Below are 24,530 nucleotides of genomic sequence, written 5' to 3'. Positions count from 1 at the left end.
GATAAACAAAAAAGAAATGATTACAGTTTGAATCGGTTATATTTATAAAAATATCGCACGATGAAATTTTTGTCAAAATACCTGATTTACTTGCTCCTAGTAGGCTCTTGTGCCCCTAGCCCTAAAACAGAGCAGGCCCCCATTCAAAAAAAGGCCAGTACCCATACGATCTATGCCTTGAACGCGAATGAAATTCGCAAAGGCGAAGAAACCATTGCCATTGTGGGTGCCACTTTAATCGATGGTACAGGCGTAGCCCCCATAGAAAATTCCCTGGTCATTATAAAAAATGACAAAATCGATTTTGTCGGTATGGTTGACGAACGGAAAGTCGAAGATGATGCCACGGTTATTGATGCTCAAGGAAAAACTTTGCTTCCCGGCCTTATCGATGCCCACTTTCATGGTGGGGAAAACGCCGAAATGTCTACTCTTTTTCTAAAAAAGGGTGTGACCTCCGTGCGGGATCCCGGTGCTTGGAATGCCTCTTATGATTCCGCTCGAAATTCCGGAAGACCCATCCCCCGTTTGTTTTTGACCGGCCCGCACATTGATGTGTATCCGCCGGCCTATCCCAAAAATTCATATTTAATTCAAGATGCAGAGGAAGGCCGAATCGCAGTAAACCGTTTTGCGGATGAAGGCGCTACAGCCATCAAGGCTTATTTTCGGCTTTCTACGGAAATGATAGCCGCTATTTGCGATGAAGCCCATAAAAGAGGTATTCCCGTTACGGCTCATCTGGAAATTACAAACGCAATTGATGCTGTTAAGGCCGGGCTTGATGGAGTGGAACATGTTACCTCATTCGGCACGGCCCTACTCTCACTGGAAGAAGCCGAAATCTACAAAAACAAGGTTATGGCCGACAACGCCGCCCGAAGATCGGGGAGATACGAGGTATGGAATGGGTTGGATATGGACAACAATCCTTTGGCGGATAGTTTGGTTCAACTATTGGTAGAGCACAAGACCTTTGTGAGTCCCACCTTGGCCATTTTTGAGCGGCAGTCGGACAGAGGCGATAGTGTGACGGTCAACGGTTTTAAGAATATGCTCAAATTCGTCGGCAAGGCCTATAAGGCGGGCGCAAAGGTAGTGGTAGGCTCCCATACCTGGGTACCCTATGCGGATTCCGGAGACGCCTATTACCGCGAAATGGAGCTATTGCATAAGGCGGGGCTAAGCAATATGCAGACTATTGTAGCCGCTACCCTAGAGAATGCCCGGTTTTTTAGAATAGACTCCCGTTTGGGCAGTATTGAGAAAGGGAAAATTGCCGATTTGATTTTGCTAAAAGAAAATCCACTTGAAAATCTAGAAGCAATGAAAACGGTAGAACAGGTAATCTTGAACGGCGTCCTCTGCGAATTTTAGTAACACTAAGTTAAAGATGGGTTTTTAACGATACTTAACTTGCTAACCGTACTTTGCCTTTAACCATACCTTTTGCAACTCTCTTTTTAGGATGAGGAGCGAGACTTGTTCCGCTACTTCTACCGCATCGGTCACCTGGATTTCCTTAAAAGCTCTTTCGGGTACATCTACGATATACAATAGGTTAAGATAGTCCGTAAATTTTTCAAGAATAAGAAAATAGACTTTTTCATGGAGTGTGGCTTGTAGGTCTGTAGGTTCAACATCCAGTGAAAAATCTACAGGAATATTGGCCAACCCAAAATCCTTTTCCAGTTGAGATACCAATTTAGTATACAAACCTTGGTTTTCAGCACTTTGTAGGAGTTCTGTACTATTAGGGAAATTCATGACCATGTCCTATGTACGAGTTTCTAAGGGGCTTTGGTTTACCAGTATGAAGTATCCTTGAAGAAAGTTCAAACTCAAGCTCAAGTTCAGGTCCAAACTCAAATTTAAATTGGCTATAATTCATTGCCTTCCCTATTCCAAGTTGAATATTTATATTTTTATATGGCCGGATTGGAAACGGTTGGAAATCTAACAATTTCCGATACCGGCACAAAGAAAGTATATGAGCCGAGACCGCCGTGAGCTCCTAAAAAACAAACAAATTTAAATGAACAAACTATATTTTTTGATTTTTATAGCAATTACAATTATTAGTTGTAAGGGCCATAAAGAAAAGGAGTTTGAAAATATTTCTGATGAAATCTCAGCTATTATCAGTGAGAATGCCGAAAGCCTTCTTGAAGATAAAAGATTTCATTCGGTATCGATTGCAGTTCTCAAAGATGGAATTGAAACATCCAAACATTTTGGAGAACTCGAAATCGGCAAGGGAAACACACCTAACGATTCTACCATTTATGAAATTGCTTCTTTAACAAAAACATTTTTAGGCACAATAGCTGCAAAAGCCTTTCTAGACGGCAAAATCAATTTAGATGATGATGTCCGAATCTACTTGGAACAGCCTTACCCTAATCTTGAATTTGATAAAAAACCGGTAACAGTCAAACACCTTTTAACGCATACAAGCGGGTTTCCAAATTTTCCGATTAAAGGGGAAAATAAAACTGATTTTTTTGAAGGACTAAAAGAAATAAAAATAGAATCCGAAATCGGTTCAGAATATGCCTATTCAAATACTGCCCCCGAATTAATGGCATATATTTTAGAAAAAACATATGGAACACCTTATGAAGAACTTGTTTCAAAATTTATTCTCAATCCAAATGGAATGTATAATACAAAATTTGATTTGACCCGAGATGAAAAATTACGACTGGTAAAAGGTTACAATGGGGAAAACAAATTAATGCCAAATTTCAAACGAAATCTATGGGGTGGTACAATAGGGCTACATTCTACAACATTAGACTTAGTAAAATATATGAGGTTTCAGTTAGACGAGACAAATTCGGTAGTAAGAGAATCACATAAGGAATTTTTTAAAACTCCATACAACTTTTCTATTGGCTATCATTGGAATATACTTAAAGAAGAGGATTACATAATTTACCGACATCACGGAGGAATTTTCGGAATGCAAAATTGGTTTATGGTTTACCCAAAATACAATATGGGAATTTCTATTTTGAGCAACGCCAGTTTCGAAGATACTGGTGACATTTTAGAAGAAGTAGCAGAAGATATAGCTAACGCAATAAAGGACTTAAAAGAAAACGAAGAATAAAAAACGTCACACAACGGGGTGTATAATTGATTATAAGGATTTATACTGTAACAAACTTCTTAAAATAGTATCTCTAAAGTGAAAACTTTAGAAAATGAAATTTATGCATAGTACCAAACCATTTAGAATAGTTATAATCTTGGTGATTGGTTTAACATTCTTGGCAAAAGGGAGTGCTCAAAAAGAATCGGACGAACAAACAATAAACCAATGGTTTCTATCTACCGGCGACTGGGATAATGACCCACAAATCTATGTGAGGGAAATTGGAACCGGGACCAAACCGGTAATCATGCTTCACGGAGGCTGGGGTGCCGAACATAGTGGGCTAGTAAAGTCAATAACAGAACTACAAAATGAATTTAGGTTTATCTTTTACGAACAAAGAGGTTCATTGAGATCGCCATTTCCTGATTCCCTAATTTCATTTAGTCAGCACATTAATGATCTAGAACTACTCCGAAAGGAGTTGGATCTTGAAAAGATGACCATCGTTGGACATTCTATGGGGGCAGTTTTAGCTTCGGCGTATGCTTCAAAATATCCAAAACACGTCAAAAAACTTATATTGGTTAGCCCCGCACATCTTAAGGAACCGTTTCCGGAAGCGGACAAAGATATCCAGCATCAACAATTCTTGGCAAACCAGGAATTTCAAAACAGGGTTGAAGTAGGAAAAGAACTGGAAAAATATGGCCTAATGAGAGCCGATTCCCTTCTAAATTCAAAGGAAAAAACAATAAAATCTAGAATCAACTTTGGAAAGTTGATGCTATATGATATTTCAAAGTGGACTGAATTAAGCAACGGAAAGGGATTATATAAAGGCAAAGTTTATGATTTAACAGCTAATACTTACCCTAAAAATGGCTGGAACTACTTTACAACATTCGAAAAACAAACATACCCTATTGGTATTATTATCGGAGACCACGATTGGCTGGATTTTGGAAATGGACTATATAAAAAATGGACCAAGGAAGTCTCAAGAATCACAATGACAAGTATAAAAAATGCTGGACATATGCCATGGATCGATCAGTCAAAGGAATTCACCGGAACATTAAGAAAACACTTGAATCAATAAACCATTGTCAGTAATGCAAAACCATAACCGATTTTTATACCGGACCGCTACCGTCCTTTTAAAATCTTAAGGGAAAATGAAAACAATTACATGGAAAATCCATTTAAAATCCAACCCAAATGATGTCTTTGATTTGCTAGTTACTTCCGAGGGAAGGTCAAAATTCTGGTCGGAAAAAGCAACAGAAGAGGATGGTGTAATTCATTTCTTATTTCCCAATGGCCAAACCTATGACGGTCGAATTCTAAAAAAAGTCCACAACAAAGAATTTCATTTGGACTATTTCGATAGCGTGGTAAAATTTCAATTGGAGCAGGCTGAAAATGATGGAACCGACCTTACCCTAATTAATGAAAACGTACCTGAAAGTAATTTCTTGGAGGTACATGCCGGATGGATATCCGTATTGATGAATCTTAAGGCAGTGGCCGACTTCCAATGTGATTTAAGAAACCACGATCCGAAAAGAACTTGGAATCAAGGCTATGCAGATAATTAGCTAAAAACTCACTACAACAAAGAACTGAGTTAAAAAACAAGCCCTTTTAAGCTAATTTACTTCTGAAGTCGATAAAAGATGTATGGTGCTATGGTTACCCAAACGAGTACAATTATCCAGACTCGACCCTTTAAAATATTATAATCTTGGAACAGCTTACTCCAGGAATGACCGGCGACATAGTGTCCGAATAGAAATTCGAACAAGACCGTAAGACCTAGCCAAAGTAGACCAATGGTAATTGCTTGTTCGGTGGACTCCGGTTTCCAGTTTCGAATTACTATCCAAATATAAATTCCAAATAATATTACTAATGTGACGGTTGATACTTGATGAGCAGCTAGTTCCCTTAGTCGACCGGCAAGGAATTTTTCCCGGAATATTCCATTGGCGATAGCAATGAAAATCATGGGTGCCCAAGCAATGAAGTATTTCCACATAATTGATGTAATTGCGTTGCGAAGTACAAAAACGTTCCCTATGGTTTTTAGAGCTGATTTACGGGACAAAGAATCCTCCTTGATCACTCAACCACTCCTGATCTAACCTTTTGTTCCCAGTCCCAAGCGGACTTCATGGCCTCATCCAAGGTGTATTTTGCTTTCCAACCTAAAATTTCATTGGCCTTGGTAGTATCTGCATAGGCAGAGGTGATATCCCCCGCACGTCTACCCACAATTTGATAGTTCAGTTTTTTACCGGATACCTGCTCAAAACTTTGAATGACCTGTAGTACCGTACTTCCCTTTCCCGTACCTACATTAAAAACCTCGTAATTATCCCTATTTTTCCCTTCCAGTAATCGCTGCAGGGCAACTACATGGGCCTTGGCCAAATCTACCACATAGATATAATCCCGAACGCAGGTACCATCCTCTGTAGGATAATCGTCCCCGAACACGGAAAGTTGTTCCCTAAGCCCTATCCCTGTCTGCGTAATAAAGGGGACCAGATTCTGGGGCACGCCAATGGGCAGTTCCCCGATCTCCGTACTGGGATGGGCTCCCATAGGGTTGAAATAACGTAGGGAAATGGCTTGTAAATTTGGAGTCACCTTACAGGTATCGCGAATGATTTCCTCCCCGATCTGCTTGGTATTGCCATAGGGTGATTCGGCAGGTTTTACCGGAGCATTTTCGGTAATGGGCATTTTGTCCGCCTGGCCATATACCGTACAGGATGAACTGAAAATAAAGCTCGATTTTCCCTTTTTGGAAAGTTCCTGTAGCAGATATACCAATGTACCTAGATTATTCTCATAGTAGAGCAAAGGCTTCTCCACACTTTCACCTACCGCTTTGGAAGCCGCAAAATGGATGACGCCCTCTATATCTGGATGAAGACTGAAAAAATCTTGTACTCTCTCTTTTTCCCGCAAATCCAGTTTTTCAAAAATCGGCACCTTTCCGGTAATTGAAATAATACCCTGTAAAACTTTTTCATCCGCATTGGAACAATCATCAACTATGACTACTTCAAAGCCTTCATTTTGAAGTTCCACCACAGTGTGGGAACCTATAAATCCGAGACCTCCGGTTACAAGTATTTTCATGGACTATATTGTTTTAGGTTGAAGTTTGTCGATTGTGTTACGGAGTGTGTAAAAATCAATGGTTTACAAATTGTAGGACTGTATCCGTAATGTAGGCTATCTGCTCGTCGTCCAATTCCGTATGCATGGGCAGGGAAATTACTTCCTGGACCAGTTGATTGGTTACCGGAAAATCTGCCTCGTCATAGCGTTCATCCACATAGGCCTTTTGTTTGTGAAGCGGGATTGGGTAATAAATGCCGCACGGTATTCCTTTTTCACCCAAATGTTGTGCCAGCGCATCCCTCCTTCCGTTGGTAATCCGTAACGTATATTGATGGAATACATGGCAATCACAGGTATCACAAATACCTTCACAACGGTTAACCGTTTTTGGCACGATGATATGTTCCTGATTTTCAAAAGCCTGGGTATACTTTCTGGCCGCGTCCCTACGCGCGTCGCAATAACTATCCAGTTTGGGCAGTTTGGCCCTAAGTACGGCGGCCTGAATAGAATCCAAACGGGAATTGACGCCTACCACATCATGATGGTAACGTTCATACATCCCATGGTTGACCATTCCTCGGATAGTGTGTGCCAAATCATCGTCATTCGTGAAAATAGCACCTCCATCTCCATAGGCTCCCAAATTTTTGGAAGGAAAAAAAGAGGTACAGCCTACATGTCCTATAGTTCCAGCTTTTTGTTTGGTACCATCCGGAAAAATATAATCCGCCCCTATCGCCTGGGCATTGTCCTCTATAATATGTAGCTTATGCTTTTCGGCCAATTTTAGTAGCGCATCCATATCGGCACATTGCCCAAAAAGGTGCACAGGAACAATGGCCTTGGTCCTTGGAGTAATGGCTCTTTCTATGGCGGCAATGTCGATATTAAAAGAATCGGGTTCCACATCCACCAAAACAGGCGTCAACTGCAACAATGCGATTACCTCCACGGTCGCCGCAAAGGTGAAGTCCGCCGTAATAACCTCGTCCCCGGGCTGCAATCCAAGGCCCATCATGGCAATTTGTAGTGCATCGGTACCATTGGCGCAAGGAATAACATGTTTTACTCCAAGATAGTCTTCCAGCTCTTTTTGAAAAGTATGGACCTCGGGGCCGTTGATGAAAGTCGAATTTTCTAAAATTTGGGCAATGGAACTATTGATCTGTTCCTTAATGGGCTGGTACTGACCGCCCAGGTCTACCATTTGAATCTTTCGCATGGAAACGGTTTGAAAACGCAAAGGTACAAAAATAGGCAAGGTAGGTTATGCATTTATGGAAAGAACCGTAATTTAGCTGCAAACGATTGTCTAGTGTACCTTCTCTATACTTTTGCTGTCCATATTGCTTGGTTTTTTCTAAGGTTAACGGAAATCTTTCATCCCAAGATCAAACTTTTCGTAGAGGGCAGGAAACGGACTTTTGATATCCTTGAAAAGTCGATTTCAAAACAGGACAAGATCATTTGGATGCATGTGGCCTCTTTGGGCGAATTTGAGCAGGGATTGCCCATACTAAAACAATTGAAATTGGAATATCCCGATTTTAAAATATTGGTGACCTTTTTTTCACCCTCCGGTTATGAAGTAAAGAAGAACACTGCTGCTGCGGATATGGTTACCTATCTTCCCATGGACACCCAAAAAAATGCAAAACGTTTTTTACAAACCGTTAATCCGAAATTGGTGCTGTTCGTGAAGTATGAAATCTGGCCGAATTATTTGAAATTGCTGGCGAAGAAGGAAATCCCCACGCTTTTGATTTCGGCAATATTCAAAAAGGAAAAGATTTATTTTAAAGCCTATGGGGGATTCATGCGAAAAGCCCTGAAAACGTTCACCCATTTCTTTGTCCAGGATGCACATTCAAAGAGCCTTTTAGAGTCCCTTAATTTTTACAATGTTACCGTAAGTGGTGACACTCGGTTCGATAGGGTATCGGAAATTTTGAAGCAGGACAATCATCTATCTTTTCTGGTGGATTTTAAGGGATCCGATCTCTGTTTTATTGGTGGAAGCACATGGCCCGAAGACGAGGAAATCATAACGGAATTCATCAACACCTCGCAAAAACCGATGAAGTACGTTTTGGCCCCACATAATATAAAGGAAAACCATATCCACAGCTTAAAAAAGTCGTTTCAAAAGAAGGTTGTGTTGTATTCTGAAACAGCGGGGAAAGACCTTTCCGGTTTTGAGGTGCTAATCGTGGATACCATAGGCCTATTGACCAAAATCTATAGCTACGCGGACATTGCCTATGTAGGTGGTGGTTTTGCCACTGGCCTTCACAACACGCTGGAACCTGCAGTATTCGGTACACCTGTAATCATAGGCCCACAATATGAAGGTTTCAATGAGGCCGAGGAATTGGTAGACCGTGGCGGAATCTTGGTGGTTAAAAATTCCCTGGAGTTTTCCAACATGCTTAATAGTCTCCTAAAGGACAAAGATTATCTCCAAAATACAGGGCAAATCAATGCCACATATGTCGCCGAAAAAAAAGGCGCAGGCGTCCAAATAATGCATTATATCCGTACATTACTTTGAATCCCGTTACGTTGACATATGAAGTTTTCCCAAATTTTTATGCTCTTGGTCATATCCTGTATGGTCTTACTTTCTTGTGGGGAGAACCTTGGGGAAAGAAGGAAGTTACATCCCAATGAGCAAACGGCACCGGCAATCGAAAAACCGGATTTCCAAAAATCAGCGCCCAAAAAGATTCCCGATAGTCTACTGAAAAAAAAGAAAAAACCCAATGCCTTGGACACCCTAAAACCGAGTGTTGCCACATTGGATTGATGTTTACAAACGGTTTGGTTTTTTTTGTTAGCTTTACCGAAATCGACAAACCGAACCTATGAATTCCAAGCTTTTTCGAATTTCGCTGACCGCAGCACTATCCGGATTTTTATTTGGTTTTGATACCGTGGTAATCAGTGGGGCAAACCTTCCTATAAAAGAACTTTGGAATACCTCGCCATGGTTCCATGGTACTTTCATAATGTCCATGGCCCTGTGGGGTACGGTTATCGGATCACTATTTGGGGGTATTCCCTGTGACCGTTTTGGTAGAAAGAAAACCCTATTCTGGATCGGTATCCTTTACGCCGCTTCCGCATTAGGGTCCGCTATAGCTCCAGACCCGTATACTTTCTCCTTTTTTCGATTTATCGGAGGGCTTGGGGTAGGTGCTTCATCCGTGGCAGCTCCTATCTATATTTCGGAAATTTCATCTCCTGAAAATCGGGGAAAACTTGGGGCGTTATATCAATTCAATCTCGTACTGGGAATACTTGTTGCCTTCATTTCCAATTACCTTTTGCAGGGCTTTGGCGGCTCCAATGATTGGCGTTGGATGTTGGGCGTAGAAGCTATTCCTGCCATTCTCTATACGATCATGGTCATTAAAATACCCAATAGCCCACGATGGTTGGCCATTACAAAACAGGATGATGAAGGTGCATTAAAGACCTTGAAGCTATTATTCAGTGAAAATCAAGCTTCGGCAAAGCTCCAGGAAATCAAAGAAAGTATCTCGGTTACCCGGATAGGGGAAAAACTTTTTTCAAAACGGTATAAGACCCCTTTGATACTTGCCTTTCTTATTGCTTTTTTCAATCAGTTATCGGGTATCAACTTTGTACTGTACTACGCTCCGGAAATCTTGGAAAGGGCCGGGCTTGCGGCACAGGAATCACTTTTCAGTTCTATTTCCATCGGAATCGTAAACCTGATATTTACTTTTGTAGGGGTTTGGTTGATCGATAGATTGGGCAGGAAACAACTGATGAAAATTGGTTCCGTAGGCTACATTGTAAGCCTTGCCATGGTAGGATGGTGCTTTTATAGTGGAGCCAGTTCCACATTGCTATTAACTTTTGTACTCATTTTCATTGCTTCACACGCAGTAGGTCAAGGAGCTGTGATCTGGGTCTTTATTTCAGAAATTTTCCCCAATAAGGTCAGGGCTTTTGGTCAATCCTGGGGAACGGGAACCCACTGGGTATTTGCGGCACTCATTACTTTAGTAACCCCCATTTTTCTAGATGCCGAAAATGGTATTTTCAAGGACAATCCGTGGCCCATATTTATTTTCTTCTCTGGAATGATGGTCCTACAATTAATCTTTGTACTCTTCATGATGCCAGAGACCAAAGGTGTTTCCTTGGAAGAATTGAGCTCAAAGCTAAGCGGAGGCAAAAAAAGTAGTGAACAATAGGACTTATATCCCTTTACCGATTAAACAAACCGTATACCGAGAGAATATACTAAAGGCAGCGCAATTGGTCGAAATACCCTTCTAAATCCTTGGTTTTTAGTCAATTATTCTATACATTGTGATAAATAAACTAATCATGGAAGAGGAAATCACTTTTGGTGCTAGGGTCTTGAACGGCTTCCTCAGTGTGATGGTGGTAGTTTTGGTTGCCATCCTCTTAGCTGTAGTTGTCTGCCTAATTCTAGCAGCCCTTGGATTCTTTTAGACCAAGAAGTTCAATTCCCCCAAATTTAAGACTTCCCTATGAATTGTTTATGTATTGATTTTGACAAAAGCCAAAAAGCCCTTCAAATTTGAAGGGCTTTTTCTTTTAGATTTTATTTAAACCAATGCACCTATAGCCCTATTCTGATTTTCGGCTACGATTTGCCCATCGAATAAATTGATAACCCGATGCGCGTAATGCGAGTCCCGATCCGAGTGGGTAACCATCACTATGGTCGTATCCTCTTGGTTCAATTCGGTCAGAAGGTTCATAACTTCGATTCCATTCTTGGAATCCAAGTTACCTGTAGGCTCATCCGCAAGTATCAATTTCGGATTGGTCACCACGGCCCTTGAAATTGCCACACGTTGTTGCTGACCCCCGGATAATTGGTGTGGAAAATGTTTCTCACGATGACCTATTTTCATTCGCTCCAGTACGTTCATCACTTTTTCCCGACGTTCCGCTTTCTTTATTTTTAAATAAATAAGTGGAAGTTCCACATTTTCGAAAACCGTAAGTTCATCGATAAGGTTAAAGCTTTGAAAAACAAAGCCCAGGTTGCCCTTACGTAATTCCGTGCGCTGGCGTTCCTTCAGCCCACTTACTTCATGACCGGCAAATTGATAACTTCCTTCGGTAGGATTGTCCAACATTCCAATAATGTTAAGCAGTGTTGATTTTCCACAACCGGAAGGTCCCATAATGGCGGCGAACTCGCCATCTTCAATTTTCATGTTTACATTGTTTAGAGCCAAGGTCTCTACCTCCTCGGTTCTAAAGCTCTTTCTTAGATTTTGGATCTGTATCATTTTTTGATTGATTGATGTTATAGAACCGTAGTTCTATAAGTAAAGACTTCGTTTTTTCGATTTAGTGACAGTTTTATTCATATTTTTTTCTTTTCATCTATACCACTTATCCCATTTTCAAAGTTTTTGGCTCATCATACAAGCAAAGGATCCTTTTGATCCTTACTGTTTTTGGGGGTGCAATGAATCAGAAACGTTACTTGGGTGAATAAGACTTTTTATTCGTTTGAGAACCGTCTTGGGGACACTAAAAGCCCTACCCCGACAAAATAAGCACCTCTTCCATACGTTATAATCTTACCTGAATCTTTAAATGAACACCTATGAAAAGTACTTCTTTGAGCCTTACAGAGAGTTTTGTGAAAATCTTTCTCCCCATTTTCTTATTTTCTATGGTATTGTTAAATAGTTCTTGTAGCACGGACAATGAAGACACTATTGAAGTTATCGATAATTCGCAAATTTCGGACGACACAGAAAATAACGATGGTACTGACAATGATGTTGATGAAAATCCGGATACTTCGGGGGCCATTGTGTTTGAAGAAAATTTTGTCTTGGAGGATAATCGAAGACTGGTAAATTTTGTTTTGTCGAACAATGAGTACAATAAGTTTTTGGAAGGCGAAGGGGATGTAAAAATGGTATCTCAAAAAGTATATGAACATTTTAATGATGATTTTGATTTTATATTTATTCTATCCGTAGAAGAGCAGCAGCCGGATGGCCTATATTATGGCAGGTCCTACAAGGTCAAAAATGACGTTCAGGGTCTTGGTATGTCCCTCTATGAAGGCACCCCGGAATATGGTTCTCTTGGTACGCTGAAAAGTGTAATCCATATGCCTCGGACGGAGTATATCGTCAACGGTCCATTTCTACACGAAATTGCCCATTATTGGAGCAACCACAGCTTTATTCCGACTACCATTGGTGGGCATTGGGGATATTCCAGTGCCGGTGGGCAATTAGGCGGTTTTGATGAACTCATAGATCTAGGCAATAATACCTATCAGGGCAAATTAAATGGCAAGAACGGATTTGGCCCAAATGCCAATGGGGGCAATTCTGTTCCCTACAGCAATATAGAACTGTATGCCATGGGCCTTATAAGTTCAGGGGAGTTGGAATCGATCCAGGTAGCTGAAAACCCTGAAAGAGGAAGTGCATTCGGACAATTTACAGCGGATGCTATTACGACCCTAACCAATGCCGATCTTATCACTCAACATGGGGAACGTGTCCCGTCCGTTCAAAATTCACAGAAATCATTTAAGGCCTTAGCCGTAATAATCTCTACTACGAAAATCGGTGAAGATCAGAGTGATACCATCAGCCGGCACTTGGAAAACTTTGCCAGGCAGGGAACACCGGATGGGTATTGGGGCAATACCTATAACTTCTGGATGGCAACCGGCGAAAGAGCATCACTTGATATCCAAGTCCTGGATGAAGACTTAAAATAAGGATTGTCCAGAAACCTATGCCAGACGATGAAACAAGCAAAGGAAGTAATCACAGACTTTAACGGCATTGACAAAGTATAAATCTTGGGGAGGTACAAAGCCCCGAATAAAAGAAAGAAAGCCAGCCGCCAAGTTAACAACAATGGCCTGGAAAACGGTAACTTTCAAAAGTTAATGCGCCCTTAACTTCTTTTATTGATACCATAAGCATGTCCATTTATAAGGTAACCACTACTTTTCCCACGGTCCTACCACTTTCCAGCTGTTGATGTGCCTCCGCCATACGGTCAAAAGGAAAAGTTTTGGAAACCTGTGGTTTGATAGCTCCACTTTCCAACAGGCCTTTAAGCGTATTCATATCATTTCCATTAGATTGTACCAAAAGATTAGAAACATGGACATTGCGTTCTTTGGCCAAATTCATGATTTCATCGGAAAACTCCGGTGTTGGTATGGAAACGATGGAGCCTCCTTTCTTTACCACTTTGACCGAGTTTAGCAAGATATCCCCATTGAACATATCAAAGACAAAATCTATATCCCTAACGACATTTTCAAAGGCCTGTGCTCTATAGTCTATATGTTCGTCCGCACCCAAGGCCAAAACAAAATCCCTATTCTTGGCCGAGCTGGTCGTAATCACATAAGCGCCCAACCATTTGGCAATTTGAATCGCAAAATGACCAACGCCTCCAGATCCGGCATGTATAAGCACCTTGTCATCTTTTTGAACCTTGCCCTGTAAAACCTGTAGGGCGGTCAATGCGGCCAAAGTCGTTGCCGCCGCATCTTCAAAAGATAGGTTCTTGGGCATTTTTGCGATATGGTCTTCCGGAGCAGCCACAATCTCGGCATAGGCATTTCCTCTTCCAGGAAAATTTAGCATCCCAAAAACTTCATCGCCCACTTTATATTGGGAAATACCGTTACCTATGGCTACCACTTTTCCTGCTACGTCCCAACCCAGAATTATGGGGGCTTGTCCCCCACATATCTTTTGAAGCACCTCATCATTGGCGCGTACCTTATAATCAACGGGATTAACACTGATAGCTTTTACAGCTATTAACACCTCATTTTCCTTAGCCACAGGATTTTCAATATCCTTGATGGTCAGATTTTCAGCTCCTCCTGTTTCTTCCAATACTATTGCCTTCATATTTTTTGTGTTAGCTGTGACTGTTAAACTATAAAAAGTATAGTGACAAAAGTAATTTGGGTTTTCAAATCTCACAATAACGGTCAAAAATGATAGTATTAAAAAAATAACCAATTATAATTTATATATTTGATATTCAGATATATAAAACTTCAATAATTACTATATTAAGTATAGTTGCATAATTCTATATAGTATTCTAATTTTGGTTCCTATATTTTGGCACATATGGCAAAACAACATGAAAGACGACTGATAAAATACAATGACAAATTGTTTTCCTGTACCACCAGCATTGCTATGGAATTTATCGGAGGGAAGTGGAAAAGCGTGATATTGGTTTATCTTATCGACGGAAAGAAACGGTATAATGAATTGCGAAAATTAATTTCTACCATTACAGAACGTACGTTGAGTTTGCAGCTTAAACAACTGGAAAAAGATGGCTTGATCTCCCGGAAAGTCTATACAAAAAAACCACCATTAAAAGTGGAATATGCCCTTACCCCGTTCGGTGAAAGTTTGGTTCCGATTTTGACATCCATAGCTGAATGGGGCATGACCGTGGTCCAAGAAAAGGGAACATTTATTGAGGAATGAATTTAGTAGTATTAAATCGATCAACTAAAACTTGTTCCCATATGTTTTGCCAACTCCAAACTCAAAAAGTATTGCAATAAAGTTGGAAAAAGTCATTGTGTATCCCCTTTTTTGCTCCAATGTGGTAATACCATAAAAGGAATGGTAATAGTAAACCCAATTTTCTTTACAATCGATTTTATAAAAAGGCGCTCCAAAAAAGTGCGCTTGTTTTGTATCATGATCAAAAAATCCATAGGGTTCTTTGCCTGAAATTTATAGATTCCCTCAACAGTATTACCGTTGGGAATATCATAGAATAAAGAATTCCCTTTTACTATTTTTTGCAGTTTCAATTTGTTCGACACCTGTTGTTCACTAAGATTAGAACTCCCTCCTATATGTAATATATGGATTGCTGAGTTGTATTCGTTGGCAATATTTAGTAGTTCTGCGAGCTGTTCTTTTCGGTAATCAATTTCATAATCGGTCGGAAACAATACATTCCCAGGAATCTTAAAAATATAATTGGATGGAACCGCAATTACCGGACATTCTATTTTTTTGATGACATCCACCGTATTGGTACCAAAGAGGACTTCTTTTGCCCCTGTAGCTCCCTTTGTTCCCATGATAACCAAGTCTATCTCTTCCTTTTCTATCATAGTTCCAATTTCATCTACAAGGAAGCCCAACGTAGAGTGCGGGACAAATATGTGTTTGGGGTTTTTAAATTTCTTCAAAATTCGTTCCCGTAGTTCATTCAATTGCCGTAGTGAATCTATTTGGTTTTCATCGTCCAAAGGCATTTTCCTATCATCATAAAATGTTCTTTCTTCATAGTAAATGGATGGAGAGAACACGTGTAGCAGATAAAAAGAGCATGCCTCTTCTTTAAAAAGATTTAAGGCATAATCGATGGCATTATAAGCGTTTTCGGAAAAATCTGTGGGCAATAGTATTCTTTTCACGACAGTTTGTGTTTTTATGGGTTGTTAAGCCACCAAAATAAATCGGAAAACACTTTTAGGAAATGACTATGGTCAGCTTCTTATTTTTAGGACTATCAAAGCAGATTACTATAATGGGTAGACTTGATCATGCATTCGTTACCTATATTACTTCCTATATTTTGCCCCATATTGAACCGGTTCAGTCAGATTTTTAAACCCTCCAACTCCGGTTCTATTTCCATTCCCCGTCATTCTTCGGCTTGAGAAGATGTTCTTCTAAGGTAGATTCCATATCCAAGATAAACAGGGTTCCTTTAATAAGGTCTTCCAATAAAAAAAGGATACGTTCGTCCACCTTAAGGTGGATATCCATTAAAGGATTGGTGCACCATATTTTGTTGCAACGATCTCCACCACATTCTGGGCATGTACATGATGACCCATGGGATTTAAGAACAATTTTGAGCAGGTGGTCCAAGTCCGAACGGGACATAAAGAGGCCGGCGGTGTCAATGATCAGCTGAATCTCACAGGAGGGGTTGGGGCTACGAAAAATTCTGTAAGTTGCACCGTAATCATTTTGGTAGAGTAGTTCCATATTTTTAGTCCGTTTGTAATGGATTCCAAGGTTTGTTAAAGTGATTAAAAAGGCCGGAAACCAAACCTGATAAATTTCCGGCCCCAACTAACTCAAACTCAAATCGGTTTTATCCATAACAAATGTTTCCACTTATCCTTTTCCTTCAGAACCAAAAGAATATTGATTAGAAACAATCCGCCTGTTTCCAGAAGTTCTCCCACCTCATCGGACTCAAGAAATACATGGAACAAAAAAATGTGTAATGTAATAGGCAAGAGAAAGAAGGCACCTACCAAACTGGTTCCCTGAAGTAACAACAATAGACCGAACAACAATTCACAAATGCCCAAGACCTGCCAGAAATAGCCTGTCTGTTTTGCTCCGCTGATATACAATATCTTTTGTAGCGTATTTTCCTTTTCGGGCGCGGCAAACTTTTCCGCTTTTTCCACCACTTCCACAGGAGAAGGTAAAGGTCTTTGGAATTTTTGTATCCCACCATAGAGCATCATTCCACCCAAAATCAAGCGAAAAATTATGAATACTATTTTCACAGGCTTTCCCATTATTCCAAGGTGGTTTGCCCTTCGTTGGGATTGTACACGTAATTGAAGGTATAAAAACGGGCTTCGTCAGCCATGCCGTCAGGTTCTGCAGGTGCATCCCTATAGTAACTCAATATCTCCAGCTTCGCATATTTCCCATCATGGGTCCTAAGCACCAAAACCCGTCCAGGAATGGGGGAAATTACGTTTACAGGAAAAGGAGTATAGTTATACCATCCATTATCGCTTCCTGTAAGGATGGCAAAACCACTATCAGAATCTTGCGCAAAGGTGTAACTTGCAGCATCCGTAATACTTGCAAAAGTACCTGTTGCTACAAAGGCCCCGGCTTCACCATTTCTTTCAGGTTCATCATTGGTACCTGTAGCCGCTCCACCATTAACAGCTATTGTAGTACCCCTAAAAGCAATATCCCATTCCGTTTCACTTGTAGTGACGGCACCGGTTGAAAAACTGAACTTTGTAAATGGGCCGCCTATAGGATCTGAGGTGGGTTGTCCTCCCGTTTGTGGGGCAGGAATGTTGGTCGCTGTTTTACTTTCTACAGCCAAGGGCTCAGGGCCATTATCATCGTCGCTACACGAAACAAATACAAAAGCGACAAAAAGTATAGTAAAGAATTTAATCATAATTTTCATTGGAATTGTTTTTAGAATTTAAAATTGATTTTAGTAAATAGCAGTATTCCGGCAAGGCCGGGTATATTCTCCTCGTCCTTATAATCAAAGAGGTTGTTGGCCCCCAATTGTAAGGTGTACTTTTTCGAAAAGGTTTTGTTCAATGCCAGATTGGCAAGGGCGTAGCCATCCACAAAAGTGGTGTCAAAATCGTCCAAGATTCCATTACCATTGCCATCGAAAAGTCCGTATTTGCTTCTATAGTTTATTCGGATGTTGATATTGAAGTCCCATTGGGGAACATCATAGAATACCTTAAAGTTGGCGGTGTGCCTGGAACGGTTGACGAGCCCAAAATAATCCGAGTTGTCCAAAGCTATGGTCTGCAGGGTTTGAGGGTCGCGCGCAAATACCTCGCCCCGTTCCAAGGCCACCTTTTTTTCCTTATCCTTGGCATATAGTAACTGATAGCCTGCGGTAAAGGTCAATTGTTTGTTAAAGCTATAACTGGCATCCATTTCAAAACCGGTAGTATAGATCCGGTCAAAATTGGCATAGCTGAATACATTTTGTCCATTGGTCCGTCTGGCAATGGCCCTTGTATCAATTAAGTTTTTAAAATCGTTTCGAAAAAAGTTGAGATTCAGTTTTACGTTTCCCATTGCATAACCGGCACCCAAATTGTACCCAATGGAACTTTCCGCTTCCAAGGGTTCCTCCAATTCGGATAGGTCAAAAAGGATGTCGGTCAATTGTCCCTGGGTTTCCAATTCCTGGACTTTTTCTATGGCAACGTTATAGCCCAGTACTGTATAACCGACCGCAGAATTGGTAAAATCAAAATAAAGTTGCCTAAAATCAGGGGCTTTAAAGCCATAACCTATGGAACCCTTTACCGAAATGGCTTCGCTCAATTGAAAGTTGGCCGAGGCTTTGGGGCTAAACTGGGACTGGTATTCGCTATGATTGTCAAAGCGTGCGCCAAGAATCAGGTTTAGTTTTTCCCATGGAAAAAAATCATATTGGGCAAAGACGTACTGAGAATCGAAGACCACTTTTTCATCAAAAAATGTACTATCCAGATTCTCATGATTGTAACCCGCCCCAGTGGTAAGTGCATGTTTTGGTTTGAAGGTATACGTGGCTCTAATTTCTGGCCTCACCAGATTTTGATCAAAATTACTTTGGCTGAATACATCATCGGTAATCGGGCTTTGCAAGATTTCGGATGCCTTGTAATTGGTGTAGTAGAACTCGTATTCCAGAGCCCATTTATCGTTGGCCTTATGATTAAACCTCAGATGTGCGTTGGTCTCGTCAATATCACTATCCCCTTCAAACATCTCATCGTTTACAAAGAGATCAGCCTGCTGTTGCTGTTGATAATGTCGGCCGGAGGCGAATAGTTTTAATCGATTGGAAAAATCGTAAAATACCTGACCATTGAACGTATAATTGTTGAAAGGGGATACCGTTTGCCCTTGGGTCTCAGGTTGCAGATCATAACCATCACTATGCAGGGTATTGGCAAAAAACGAATAGCCAAGTTTATCTAATTTTTGGCTCAGGTTAATATTGGCATCGTGCGTATTGAACGAAGCGAACCTATATGAAATGTCACCATGCAAGTCTCCGTCCTTTGGAGTTTCCGTGATGATATTGATTACCCCGCCCAATGCTTCGGAACCATATAGACTGGAGGAGGGGCCTTTTACGATTTCTATTTGTTTTATGTTACCGATGGTGAGTCTGCTTAAATCCAAATTACCAGCGGACCTTCCTACCAAAGGCACCCCATTGATAAGAATAAGTACATAATCCGAGGCGATACCCTGTATTTGTACGCCCTCAAATCCGCTTTCATCGGCCACCGTGATAATTCCGGTCTGCTCGTTGAGTATTTCGTCCAAACGGATGACTCCGGTTTTCTGTAACTGTGTTTTGGAAATTAAGGTAACGGGCAGTGGTAGAGAAGAGAGCTGCCTCAACGTACGGGTGGCGGTAACGATTACCTCGTCCAAATCCTCTATGGGTATGGAATCATTTTCCATGGTCATTTCCTGACCAAAAATTGATGTTCCCAGAACCCCAATAAAAACAAGGATGAAAACCTTATTTAGATCCATTCTACATAATTATTTTGACAAATATATGCGTTATTTTTAATCAATCTAAATAAAAATACTATTTTTGGAGAAGAATTTTGGATATCAATTAAAACCCATGATTATGAAAAATTTAGCTCTTTTTGGGCTGCTGTCCGTTATGTTCAGCCTCTCGATTCTTGCACAGGAAAACAAAAAGCAGCAGGACATCAAATCCATTAAGGATATGTGTGGTTGTTATGAAATCAAGTTCAAGTATACGGAGACATTTGCTCCTGAAATCGATTATGAAAAACACCACGATTATACGGCCGCTGCACTGGAATGGGCCCAACTCATAGAGGATAAAAACAACAAGTTATCTATACAACACATTTTGGTGGTCAGTGATACTATGGTCGTAAAACACTGGCGACAGGATTGGGAGTACGAAAATCAAAATGTCTTTTATTATGATAAAGACAATACCTGGAAGTTCAAAAAACTTCCCCCGGAAGATGTAAAAGGTAAATGGACACAAAAGGTCTTTCAAGTAGATGATAGTCCCAGGTATTCAGGTTCGGCAACTTGGATCCATATAGATGGTAAGCATTATTGGGAAAACAAGACGGATGCCCCTCTACCCAGAAGGGAATATAGCAAAAGAAATGATTATAACGTAATGCTCCGCGGCAACCGACAGGAAATTACCGATTATGGCTGGATACACGAACAGGACAACGATAAGGTAATCCGAGGTGATGGTGAAGAAGATGTGTTGTTGGCACAGGAGAAAGGCTATAACATCTATACCAAAGTAGCCGATGAAAAATGTAAGCTTGCCCGGGATTGGTGGAAATCCAACCATAAGTTCTGGGGAAAAGTCCGCAAATCATGGGACAAGGTGTATGACAGGGAGGGAGCGTTGACCCTCAACAAAGCGGTAGATGGGCAACCACTGTTTATGCATTTTTATCCCCTGGAAAAAGGGAAGGCCAAAACACAGGATATTAAAGAGGTCATCCAAAAATTCGTGACCGATAAATCGGTAATAGATGTACAAGGTAAATAAGCCTTTTTCTTTGTTGATTGCCTTCTGGGTCGTTCTCCTCTGTTTTTCGTTTTCCGAATTGCAAATTTCCCCTAGGCTACAAAAGAAAATAGATGCTGCCATTTATTCAACGTACGGCATCGAAACCTTTCAGTTGAAGAGGATTGCCATCAGATCTGATTTAAAGGATACTATCCCTTTAACATTAAACGGTGATTCCCTTTTTAAAATAATCCAGGATACAGACTTAGTTGGATACCTATATCTGGGCGAGGCCCCAAGTATGAAGCGGATGTTCGATTATATCGTCATGTTCAATCCTGATTTGATCATAAAAAAATCAAAAGTCTTGATTTATCGCGAAGATTACGGGCAACAAATCGGAAGCCAACGATGGTTAAAACAATTCATTGGGCTTTCTATTACCGATACTCCCACATACGCGGAAAATATCGATGCCATCTCCGGAGCTACCATTTCCGCCTCCAATATGACAAAGGCGGTAGCCAATGTTTTAAAAAGTGTAGCCATTTTAGAAGAAAAAAAACTACTCCCATGAACCATATGCAAGATATCAATCCTATTTACCATAATCCATTCGGGGTGGCCTTTCAATGGAAAAGGAATAGTGTAAAGGACATCAACATGGTTCAATTGGTCTTCCGTGATACGGGCCTCTTACTTTCGAGAAAGGAATTAACGGATTTTCAAAAAAACATTAAGTGCGCCTTGGAAAGTCATACCCTCTGCCAAGATTGTCAGCAAAATGAATCGTGCCGGGCACTTTTGTTGGACACCCCAGCACCACAGGTCACATTAGCTTTAAGCAAGAAGGAATTAAATGCCGTTCATGATCTGGTAGAAGGAACACTGTTCCAGTTACAGTTGGACAATCTGTTGTACGGGCCAAAAGAGCCCGGGATTTAAATCCTCTATTCTTCCATCACATTATTAAGCTGAATAGTCCAAATGCAATTCTATCGTTCCATTCAACATTTCCCAAAAGAGATGAAGGTTCTCCTTGGTACTTTTTTGGTAGTTCTTAGTATTGGATTCTTGTCGGCATTACAATTTGTATCGGTTACGACCGAGGCAAGCCCTAAAGGTATTCAGGAAAATTATCTGGGTAATGAGGAAGACTTGGAAGCAGAGGAAATGAAATTCAAGAAAAATGAAAAACAGCTGCTAAACATTATCCATAGCCATATTTTATCCATGGGTCTAATCTTTTTTATTTTGGCCCTTTTAATAATGACAACTCCCACAAAGGGATTCCTTAGAAAATTTCTATTGGTTGAGCCCCTGCTTTCTGTACTGATTACCTTTGGGGGAATTTATTTTTTATGGAAAGGTGTTCTCTGGATGAAATATGTGGTCATGATTTCCGGAGGATTAATGACGATTGCATTTATACTCTCCGTTATTGTGATTTTCTATTGGTTAGTTAGAAAGAGTTCCTGATTTTATAAATGTGATAGAATCACAATTCTATTGATTTTTCTTAAACGGCTGTTATACCCGAGCAACAAAAGCTACCGCTTACAACAAAAAAAGCTCCCCATTATGAGAAGCTTTCTTGTGGTGCGGGCGGAGAGACTCGAACTCTCACACCTCGCGGCACTAGATCCTAAGTCTAGCGTGTCTACCAATTCCACCACGCCCGCTTTTTCAATATTTTAAGAACTTTGTATTTGTTTAAATCCTAAGTCTAGGAGAAATCTAGCGTGTTTTTACTAAATACTAGATAATCAAACTTATCTGATTTTAGTGTCTAATGAAAATTGAATTTGTTTATATCATTTTGAAGATTTATTTTACCCATGTTATACCTACTCCAAGTAATTATTACAACAATACTTGAAACCTCTTCCTCCTGAATAAGCTAACAAATTTGTCCTGTAAAAGGTATATTAACGAAACTATTAAAAGAAACCGTGAATGGGACACTTTGAGGATAAGTCAAGTGATTTTACCAAATAGTCCTTTAAACCGGCCGTTTGATGAGACCATCTATCTCTATTTAAGCTCCGCCCCAATGTATTAATTAATCCTAAACCATGATTCTCTAAATTTGCCAATAACTACCTTGTCGGTGCGGTATAACATTCAAGGTAAAAAATCTGGGAAATGAAAAACGAAAATCCCGAGGCAAAGTCACTCTATGAATTGTATCTTCATTTGGGACTACCTGTGGATTTAATTCAACCTTCCGAAGGATTCGCTATCCTTAATTTGAAGGATATTAATTTTACGCTTCCTTATCAATCCCCATCATTCCGTCCGGACTACTTTTCGTTTCTCTTTGTAAAAGACGGTAAGGGGAAGTATGCTATAGACGAATACTCATTTCAGGTAGAACCACATTCCATCTACTTCACCAACCCGAGCAATTACCGAACATTCAGTTGGGAAAAAATCGAAGAAATTTACCTGATTACTTTTGATGAAACATTTCTAAAACAATATGTCAGGAAAGACATCTTTTCCGAATTTCCATTTTTATTGACTGAAACCATCAGCCCAAAAGTTGTAAGCGATGAATTTTATGGCGAAGTGGAACCTGTTTATATAAATATTCACAACGAATACATCAATCAATCAGCTGATGCATATAGAATTATCGGACATTTGTTGGCGGTGATGCTTTATAAAATCAAGGCCTATTTTTGGCAGAATTACAATCCCATTTATGAGGGAAACAGAAGTTCACGAATCGTTAAATCGTTCAAACGACTACTCGAAAAACACTATCGTGATTTAATAACGGGAAAAACGGAAACCGTTTTTAGAGTTCAGGATTATGCGGATGCACAAAATTTACATCCCAACTATTTGAGCAACATTATCAAAATCAAAACAGGAAAAACGGTTACTACTTGGGTTGCCGATAAAACGATTTCCGAAGCCAAATCCCTCTTGCAAAATTCATCCATGCCTATCAAAGAAATAACCTATAGACTGGGATTCTCCGAAACTGCCCATTTTAGCAACTTTTTTAAAAAACACACGAGAACATCCCCTGTTCAATATCGAAAAGAGCATACTATTTAATGACATAGTCCTCTATTCCCCTTTTCTATTTAAATTTTACAACTAGTACTGTATTCCACGCAACAAACAAGGGATAGTACCTAAATACCTTTGTTCCAATAAATTTAAAAAGATAGACAAATGAAAAATTTAAGTAACAAAGTAGTACTTATTACAGGTGCATCAAGAGGTATTGGCGCAGAGGTAGCGCTACATTTGGCCAAAGCCGGGGCAAAAGTGATTATTAACTATGCCGGTAGTACAGAAGCAGCTGAAGATGTTGTAAAACAAATCAAAAAAAATGGTGGGGATGCCATCGCTATATTGGCCGATGTAAGTAACTCACAAGATGTAAAAGGCCTTTTCAATACTGCCATTGCCCACTACGGAAAAGTTGATGTGTTGGTCAATAACGCAGGTATAATGATCAATACACTGATTAAAGATACCACCGACGAGGATTTTGCAAAACAAATGGATGTAAATGTAAAAGGAGTATTTAATACGCTTCGTGAAGCTGCTACAAAATTAGCAGAAAATGGAAGTGTCATCAACTTTTCAACTTCGGTCAATAGAATCATGTTGCCCACCTATGGGCCTTATGTAGCCACCAAAGCAGCCGTTGAACAATTGACCCGTGTTTTTGCAAAAGAAGTGGGAAGCAGGGGTATCAATGTAAATTCAATCTCTCCTGGACCTACAAATACTGCACTGTTCACAAAGGGAAAACCACAGGAAGTAATTAATCGATTAGCTTCTTTATCAGCCTTCAATCGTATTGGTGAGCCAGAGGATATTGCAAAAATTGTGACCTTCTTGGCCAGTGATGAAGCCAAATGGATTTCTGCTCAGAACATAGGTGCCAACGGAGCAATGGCTTAACTACTCTAATCATTTAAAT

26 protein-coding genes and 1 tRNA gene are annotated in these 24,530 nt (G+C 40.2%); 15 read left to right on the top strand and 12 right to left on the bottom strand.

The window, feature by feature from the left end; translation table 11 throughout:
* Positions 1–60 precede the first annotated feature (60 nt).
* Entirely contained in the window at positions 61–1,377 is a 1,317-nt protein-coding gene (locus D7Z94_RS14155) for an amidohydrolase family protein (protein ID WP_120712260.1), read from the top strand.
* A 42-nt stretch (positions 1,378–1,419) separates the two neighbouring features.
* On the opposite strand, the gene D7Z94_RS14150 is transcribed toward D7Z94_RS14155, so the two are convergent.
* Positions 1,420–1,767 (bottom strand): hypothetical protein, encoded by a 348-nt coding sequence (locus tag D7Z94_RS14150; protein WP_317125782.1) that lies wholly within the window; start codon positions 1,765–1,767, stop codon positions 1,420–1,422.
* Between the two features lie 268 nt (positions 1,768–2,035).
* Between D7Z94_RS14150 and D7Z94_RS14140 the strand changes: the two genes are divergently transcribed.
* The 3 genes from D7Z94_RS14140 (at position 2,036) to D7Z94_RS14130 (ending at position 4,701) form a co-directional block, all read left to right on the top strand.
* The gene (locus tag D7Z94_RS14140; protein WP_120712257.1) at positions 2,036–3,115 is read left to right on the top strand and encodes a serine hydrolase domain-containing protein; all 1,080 of its coding nucleotides are present in this window, start codon (positions 2,036–2,038) and stop codon (positions 3,113–3,115) included.
* A gap of 94 nt (positions 3,116–3,209) precedes the next feature.
* On the top strand, positions 3,210–4,202 hold the full coding sequence (locus tag D7Z94_RS14135; RefSeq protein WP_120712256.1) for an alpha/beta fold hydrolase: 993 nt from the start codon (positions 3,210–3,212) through the stop codon (positions 4,200–4,202).
* 76 nt (positions 4,203–4,278) lie between these two features.
* On the top strand, positions 4,279–4,701 hold the full coding sequence (locus D7Z94_RS14130) for an SRPBCC family protein (protein WP_120712255.1): 423 nt from the start codon (positions 4,279–4,281) through the stop codon (positions 4,699–4,701).
* A 56-nt stretch (positions 4,702–4,757) separates the two neighbouring features.
* Here D7Z94_RS14130 and D7Z94_RS14125 read toward each other — a convergent pair whose 3' ends face one another.
* From D7Z94_RS14125 to D7Z94_RS14115, 3 genes are read right to left on the bottom strand one after another with little or no spacing between them, the layout of a single operon-like run.
* Positions 4,758–5,228, bottom strand: coding sequence for a hypothetical protein (locus tag D7Z94_RS14125; RefSeq protein ID WP_245967211.1), 471 nt, complete (start codon positions 5,226–5,228; stop codon positions 4,758–4,760).
* Positions 5,225–6,253 (bottom strand): UDP-glucose 4-epimerase GalE, encoded by a 1,029-nt coding sequence (gene galE, locus D7Z94_RS14120; protein ID WP_120712254.1) that lies wholly within the window; start codon positions 6,251–6,253, stop codon positions 5,225–5,227. The genes D7Z94_RS14125 and galE overlap by 4 nt, the downstream gene beginning before the upstream one ends.
* 55 nt (positions 6,254–6,308) lie before the next feature.
* Positions 6,309–7,463, bottom strand: coding sequence for a DegT/DnrJ/EryC1/StrS family aminotransferase (locus tag D7Z94_RS14115; RefSeq protein ID WP_120712253.1), 1,155 nt, complete (start codon positions 7,461–7,463; stop codon positions 6,309–6,311).
* Between the two features lie 93 nt (positions 7,464–7,556).
* On the opposite strand from D7Z94_RS14115, the gene D7Z94_RS14110 reads away from it, so the two are divergent.
* The 3 genes from D7Z94_RS14110 to D7Z94_RS14100 are packed head-to-tail and all read left to right on the top strand — an operon-like array spanning position 7,557 to position 10,467.
* Positions 7,557–8,792 (top strand): 3-deoxy-D-manno-octulosonic acid transferase, encoded by a 1,236-nt coding sequence (locus D7Z94_RS14110; protein ID WP_120713135.1) that lies wholly within the window; start codon positions 7,557–7,559, stop codon positions 8,790–8,792.
* 18 nt (positions 8,793–8,810) lie between these two features.
* The gene (locus tag D7Z94_RS14105) at positions 8,811–9,047 is read left to right on the top strand and encodes a hypothetical protein (protein WP_120712252.1); all 237 of its coding nucleotides are present in this window, start codon (positions 8,811–8,813) and stop codon (positions 9,045–9,047) included.
* Positions 9,048–9,105: 58 nt separating this feature from the next.
* Complete coding sequence (locus tag D7Z94_RS14100; RefSeq protein WP_120712251.1) at positions 9,106–10,467, top strand: sugar porter family MFS transporter; 1,362 nt, start codon at positions 9,106–9,108, stop codon at positions 10,465–10,467.
* Between the two features lie 381 nt (positions 10,468–10,848).
* Here the strand turns inward: D7Z94_RS14100 and D7Z94_RS14095 are convergent, their stop codons facing one another.
* Complete coding sequence (locus D7Z94_RS14095; RefSeq protein WP_120712250.1) at positions 10,849–11,544, bottom strand: ABC transporter ATP-binding protein; 696 nt, start codon at positions 11,542–11,544, stop codon at positions 10,849–10,851.
* Between the two features lie 323 nt (positions 11,545–11,867).
* Between D7Z94_RS14095 and D7Z94_RS14090 the strand changes: the two genes are divergently transcribed.
* Positions 11,868–13,010 carry a hypothetical protein gene (locus D7Z94_RS14090; RefSeq protein WP_120712249.1) on the top strand — a complete coding sequence of 381 codons (1,143 nt, stop codon included), beginning with the start codon at positions 11,868–11,870 and terminating at the stop codon, positions 13,008–13,010.
* 217 nt (positions 13,011–13,227) lie between these two features.
* Here the strand turns inward: D7Z94_RS14090 and D7Z94_RS14085 are convergent, their stop codons facing one another.
* A complete protein-coding gene (locus D7Z94_RS14085) occupies positions 13,228–14,169 on the bottom strand; it encodes an NADP-dependent oxidoreductase (protein WP_120712248.1) in 942 nt (313 codons plus the stop codon).
* Between the two features lie 228 nt (positions 14,170–14,397).
* On the opposite strand from D7Z94_RS14085, the gene D7Z94_RS14080 reads away from it, so the two are divergent.
* The gene (locus D7Z94_RS14080; RefSeq protein WP_120712247.1) at positions 14,398–14,769 is read left to right on the top strand and encodes a winged helix-turn-helix transcriptional regulator; all 372 of its coding nucleotides are present in this window, start codon (positions 14,398–14,400) and stop codon (positions 14,767–14,769) included.
* Between the two features lie 92 nt (positions 14,770–14,861).
* Here the strand turns inward: D7Z94_RS14080 and D7Z94_RS14075 are convergent, their stop codons facing one another.
* The 5 genes from D7Z94_RS14075 to D7Z94_RS14055 form a co-directional block, all read right to left on the bottom strand.
* Entirely contained in the window at positions 14,862–15,719 is an 858-nt protein-coding gene (locus D7Z94_RS14075; RefSeq protein ID WP_120712246.1) for a universal stress protein, read from the bottom strand.
* 214 nt (positions 15,720–15,933) lie between these two features.
* Positions 15,934–16,299: a hypothetical protein gene (locus tag D7Z94_RS14070; RefSeq protein ID WP_147415902.1), complete on the bottom strand. Its 366-nt coding sequence runs from the start codon at positions 16,297–16,299 to the stop codon at positions 15,934–15,936.
* A gap of 98 nt (positions 16,300–16,397) precedes the next feature.
* Complete coding sequence (locus D7Z94_RS14065; protein WP_245967210.1) at positions 16,398–16,835, bottom strand: DoxX family membrane protein; 438 nt, start codon at positions 16,833–16,835, stop codon at positions 16,398–16,400.
* A gap of 11 nt (positions 16,836–16,846) precedes the next feature.
* On the bottom strand, positions 16,847–17,485 hold the full coding sequence (locus D7Z94_RS14060; RefSeq protein WP_120712243.1) for an HmuY family protein: 639 nt from the start codon (positions 17,483–17,485) through the stop codon (positions 16,847–16,849).
* 11 nt (positions 17,486–17,496) lie between these two features.
* Positions 17,497–19,590 (bottom strand): TonB-dependent receptor plug domain-containing protein, encoded by a 2,094-nt coding sequence (locus D7Z94_RS14055; protein WP_120712242.1) that lies wholly within the window; start codon positions 19,588–19,590, stop codon positions 17,497–17,499.
* A gap of 103 nt (positions 19,591–19,693) precedes the next feature.
* On the opposite strand from D7Z94_RS14055, the gene D7Z94_RS14050 reads away from it, so the two are divergent.
* The 4 genes from D7Z94_RS14050 (at position 19,694) to D7Z94_RS14035 (ending at position 22,060) form a co-directional block, all read left to right on the top strand.
* Positions 19,694–20,620, top strand: coding sequence for a DUF6607 family protein (locus tag D7Z94_RS14050; RefSeq protein WP_120713134.1), 927 nt, complete (start codon positions 19,694–19,696; stop codon positions 20,618–20,620).
* Positions 20,604–21,158 carry an FMN-binding protein gene (locus D7Z94_RS14045; RefSeq protein ID WP_120712241.1) on the top strand — a complete coding sequence of 185 codons (555 nt, stop codon included), beginning with the start codon at positions 20,604–20,606 and terminating at the stop codon, positions 21,156–21,158. The genes D7Z94_RS14050 and D7Z94_RS14045 overlap by 17 nt, the downstream gene beginning before the upstream one ends.
* Entirely contained in the window at positions 21,155–21,526 is a 372-nt protein-coding gene (locus tag D7Z94_RS14040; RefSeq protein WP_245967209.1) for a hypothetical protein, read from the top strand. The genes D7Z94_RS14045 and D7Z94_RS14040 overlap by 4 nt, the downstream gene beginning before the upstream one ends.
* An 81-nt stretch (positions 21,527–21,607) precedes the next feature.
* Positions 21,608–22,060, top strand: coding sequence for a hypothetical protein (locus D7Z94_RS14035; protein ID WP_245967208.1), 453 nt, complete (start codon positions 21,608–21,610; stop codon positions 22,058–22,060).
* A gap of 118 nt (positions 22,061–22,178) precedes the next feature.
* Here the strand turns inward: D7Z94_RS14035 and D7Z94_RS14030 are convergent.
* Positions 22,179–22,263 (bottom strand) — tRNA-Leu (locus tag D7Z94_RS14030).
* A gap of 463 nt (positions 22,264–22,726) precedes the next feature.
* Here D7Z94_RS14030 and D7Z94_RS14025 point away from each other — a divergent pair.
* Together D7Z94_RS14025 and D7Z94_RS14020 are read left to right on the top strand one after the other, a co-directional pair.
* Entirely contained in the window at positions 22,727–23,650 is a 924-nt protein-coding gene (locus D7Z94_RS14025; protein ID WP_120712239.1) for a helix-turn-helix domain-containing protein, read from the top strand.
* A 120-nt stretch (positions 23,651–23,770) separates the two neighbouring features.
* Positions 23,771–24,511 carry an SDR family oxidoreductase gene (locus tag D7Z94_RS14020; protein WP_120712238.1) on the top strand — a complete coding sequence of 247 codons (741 nt, stop codon included), beginning with the start codon at positions 23,771–23,773 and terminating at the stop codon, positions 24,509–24,511.
* Positions 24,512–24,530: the final 19 nt, after the last annotated feature.

Source organism: Ulvibacterium marinum, from assembly GCF_003626755.1.
Lineage (GTDB): Bacteria > Bacteroidota > Bacteroidia > Flavobacteriales > Flavobacteriaceae > Ulvibacterium > Ulvibacterium marinum.
Note: the sequence above shows the minus strand (reverse complement) of the source record. Positions and strands in the feature narration are given on the sequence as shown.

Bases quoted from the DNA above. Each gene is read 5' to 3' on its own strand.
- D7Z94_RS14155 (WP_120712260.1), top strand. From the start codon at position 61: ATGAAATTTTTGTCAAAATACCTGATTTACTTGCTCCTAGTAGGCTCT.
- D7Z94_RS14150 (WP_317125782.1), bottom strand. From the start codon at position 1,767: ATGAATTTCCCTAATAGTACAGAACTCCTACAAAGTGCTGAAAACCAA.
- D7Z94_RS14140 (WP_120712257.1), top strand. From the start codon at position 2,036: ATGAACAAACTATATTTTTTGATTTTTATAGCAATTACAATTATTAGT.
- D7Z94_RS14135 (WP_120712256.1), top strand. From the start codon at position 3,210: ATGAAATTTATGCATAGTACCAAACCATTTAGAATAGTTATAATCTTG.
- D7Z94_RS14130 (WP_120712255.1), top strand. From the start codon at position 4,279: ATGAAAACAATTACATGGAAAATCCATTTAAAATCCAACCCAAATGAT.
- galE (WP_120712254.1), bottom strand. From the start codon at position 6,253: ATGAAAATACTTGTAACCGGAGGTCTCGGATTTATAGGTTCCCACACT.
- D7Z94_RS14115 (WP_120712253.1), bottom strand. From the start codon at position 7,463: ATGCGAAAGATTCAAATGGTAGACCTGGGCGGTCAGTACCAGCCCATT.
- D7Z94_RS14105 (WP_120712252.1), top strand. From the start codon at position 8,811: ATGAAGTTTTCCCAAATTTTTATGCTCTTGGTCATATCCTGTATGGTC.
- D7Z94_RS14100 (WP_120712251.1), top strand. From the start codon at position 9,106: ATGAATTCCAAGCTTTTTCGAATTTCGCTGACCGCAGCACTATCCGGA.
- D7Z94_RS14095 (WP_120712250.1), bottom strand. From the start codon at position 11,544: ATGATACAGATCCAAAATCTAAGAAAGAGCTTTAGAACCGAGGAGGTA.
- D7Z94_RS14090 (WP_120712249.1), top strand. From the start codon at position 11,868: ATGAAAAGTACTTCTTTGAGCCTTACAGAGAGTTTTGTGAAAATCTTT.
- D7Z94_RS14085 (WP_120712248.1), bottom strand. From the start codon at position 14,169: ATGAAGGCAATAGTATTGGAAGAAACAGGAGGAGCTGAAAATCTGACC.
- D7Z94_RS14080 (WP_120712247.1), top strand. From the start codon at position 14,398: ATGGCAAAACAACATGAAAGACGACTGATAAAATACAATGACAAATTG.
- D7Z94_RS14070 (WP_147415902.1), bottom strand. From the start codon at position 16,299: ATGGAACTACTCTACCAAAATGATTACGGTGCAACTTACAGAATTTTT.
- D7Z94_RS14060 (WP_120712243.1), bottom strand. From the start codon at position 17,485: ATGAAAATTATGATTAAATTCTTTACTATACTTTTTGTCGCTTTTGTA.
- D7Z94_RS14055 (WP_120712242.1), bottom strand. From the start codon at position 19,590: ATGGATCTAAATAAGGTTTTCATCCTTGTTTTTATTGGGGTTCTGGGA.
- D7Z94_RS14050 (WP_120713134.1), top strand. From the start codon at position 19,694: ATGAAAAATTTAGCTCTTTTTGGGCTGCTGTCCGTTATGTTCAGCCTC.
- D7Z94_RS14045 (WP_120712241.1), top strand. From the start codon at position 20,604: ATGTACAAGGTAAATAAGCCTTTTTCTTTGTTGATTGCCTTCTGGGTC.
- D7Z94_RS14040 (WP_245967209.1), top strand. From the start codon at position 21,155: ATGAACCATATGCAAGATATCAATCCTATTTACCATAATCCATTCGGG.
- D7Z94_RS14035 (WP_245967208.1), top strand. From the start codon at position 21,608: ATGAAGGTTCTCCTTGGTACTTTTTTGGTAGTTCTTAGTATTGGATTC.
- D7Z94_RS14025 (WP_120712239.1), top strand. From the start codon at position 22,727: ATGAAAAACGAAAATCCCGAGGCAAAGTCACTCTATGAATTGTATCTT.
- D7Z94_RS14020 (WP_120712238.1), top strand. From the start codon at position 23,771: ATGAAAAATTTAAGTAACAAAGTAGTACTTATTACAGGTGCATCAAGA.